Source organism: Hymenobacter agri (genome assembly GCF_054778495.1).
Genome location: NZ_BAAGZM010000686.1, coordinates 1 through 2,087, shown reverse-complemented (window position 1 = coordinate 2,087; position 2,087 = coordinate 1). Strand labels below are relative to the sequence as shown.

Annotated in this window: 1 protein-coding gene and 1 pseudogene; one reads left to right on the top strand and one right to left on the bottom strand. The window is 63.3% G+C overall.

Annotation, left to right across the window (positions count from 1 at the left end; translation table 11 throughout):
• Positions 1-888, bottom strand: a pseudogene (locus ACYVDE_RS21045) (peptidase S8); the annotation flags it as partial.
• 214 nt (positions 889-1,102) lie between these two features.
• Between ACYVDE_RS21045 and ACYVDE_RS21040 the strand changes: the two are divergent.
• Positions 1,103-2,087, top strand: a 985-nt coding sequence (locus ACYVDE_RS21040) for a hypothetical protein (protein WP_460503496.1), incomplete at its 3' end; no start/stop codon positions are given.

Sequence of the window (2,087 nt, the reverse complement as noted above, 5' to 3'; positions counted from 1 at the left end):
GCAGTGGGTGCCGTGCTCGGTGCCGTGGTCGCGCGGGTCGGCTTCCACGTCGGGGTTGCCGTAGTGGCGCTCGGCGAGGTCGGCGGGATGGTCGCCCACCAGCGCCTGCGGGTTGTAGGTCAGGTTATAATAATAGTCGAGGGGCTGTTTCAGCCTGGCATGGTAGCGGCTATAATTGTTGGCGAGGGAGTCGAGGTTGGGAAATTGGCCGCGTACGGCCCGGTAGTAGCGGGCGGCCAGGCGCGCGAAGGCCGTATCGGCAGGCGGCTGGCACAGTCGGCCCGAGTCGACCACGGCCACGCCGTAGGCCCGGCGCAGGGCGGCCACGTTGGCCAGGTCTTTGGCCAGCTCTCGGGCGTCGTCCTCGTAATCTGCTTCGGCCGCCGCGCGCTTGGCGGTGTAGGCTTTCTTCACCTGCTCATATAGCTGGAACTCGGTTTCCTTGGCGGGCGGCACGGTGGCCAGGGTCTGGTGCTCGTATAGCGGTCGGAGGCGGGTATAGAGGCGGGTTTCCTCCTTCTGGCTGAAGTAGACGTTGCGGCCGTCGGCCCCGCCGGTGAAGTTCCAGCCGTACACGTCGTCGGGGTAGCCGTTGTGGTCGTCGTCGCGGCCGTTGGCGGGCACCTCGCCGGGGTTGTGCCACAGCACGCGGCGCAAATCCACGTGCGCTGTGTCGAAGCCGTTATCAATCACGGCTACGATGATGGGCCGTGCCGCCGGCTTGTGCGGCAGGGTGCGCAGCCGCTCGTAGGCCCGGTCGGTGCTGATGCCCATCACGTGGTCGGCGGCGGGGTCGAGGTGATGCCACTGGGCGAGGGGCGTGGTTTGGGCGTGGCCGGCGAGGGCCAGCGACCAGAGCGCGAATACGAACGTAAAATGGCGAAGCATTAGCAGAAAAAAGGCAATAGTTGCCGCAAAAGCAACTGCCGTTAGTCTGCGCTAAGCTTGCGGAACGAAACCGCGCGAAAGGCAACAGTAGCTGCAATAAGCAACTGATAAATACGCCTGGGCAAGGTATATATAAATACCTGAAATTGATAGTTGGAGCAATTGTTGACGAACATGCGCACGAAATCCTCACTAGCTTTTTGTTTTCCGCTTTATGAAGCACCTCTTCCCTGCCATGCTGCTGCTGGGCGGCTGCGCAACCGTTCGGCAGTTGGCCACGCCCGTGGCAGCGGTTGCGCCGCCTACCAAGGTGGTGCTGCGCGGCACCGTGGCCAATGCCGGACCGCACGACACCATCAGGCTGTTCTACAGGCCAGTTCCGGGGCAAGTCCGGCATCTGGCGGCGAAAGTGCCCGTGGGCGTAGGAGGCGCTTTTGAGTTGCGGATAAAAAACCTGGCCGGGCCTATTGATGCCCAGCTTTCCTGCGGCGAGTTTGAAACCGTATTTCTATCGCCAGGCGATTCGCTGGTTGTTGATTTTGACCGAAAACAGTTGGTCGGCACCATTCGCTTCGCCGGCCGGGGAGCCTATGTCAACACTTACCTTACGCGAGCCCAGCGGATTTTCGACTTTGATTATGATAACCTGCCCGAAAGGCAGTTTATCAACTTGGCGCCGGCCGAATTCCGGCAGCGGGTGGATGCCCGCCGGCAGCAGCAGCTCGATACCCTGGCTTTCTACCACGCCCGCCAGCCGCTGCCCCCGGCGTTGTTGCAGTCGCGGCGGCAAGTGCTCGGGGTGCAGCACGGGGCCGCGCTGCTGCGCTACGTGGCGGCGCACAAGCGCAAGGCCCATCGCGAACCCCAACTGCCCGCCGGTTACTACGATTTCCTGGCGCAGTTGCCCCTGGCTGACTATTACTACCCAACGGTAACAGCTGCGTTGAGTGCTCCACTGGCCGTTTTTTTCAGCGATTACATGCAGGCCCGCTTGCTGCCGCCCGGCGGGCAGCTGCCCACCGCGCCGGGCACCGCCGAACGCCTCTATACCCAGGCCACCGCCGATTTCGGCGACACCCCGGCCCGCGACTACGTGCTGAGCTGGGCTTTGGTCAATGAGCTTTACAGCCACGGCGGCACCAGCCTGGATGCCGTGCGCGCGGTGCTGCCACTATTTCGGGCGCGCACCCGCGATTCGC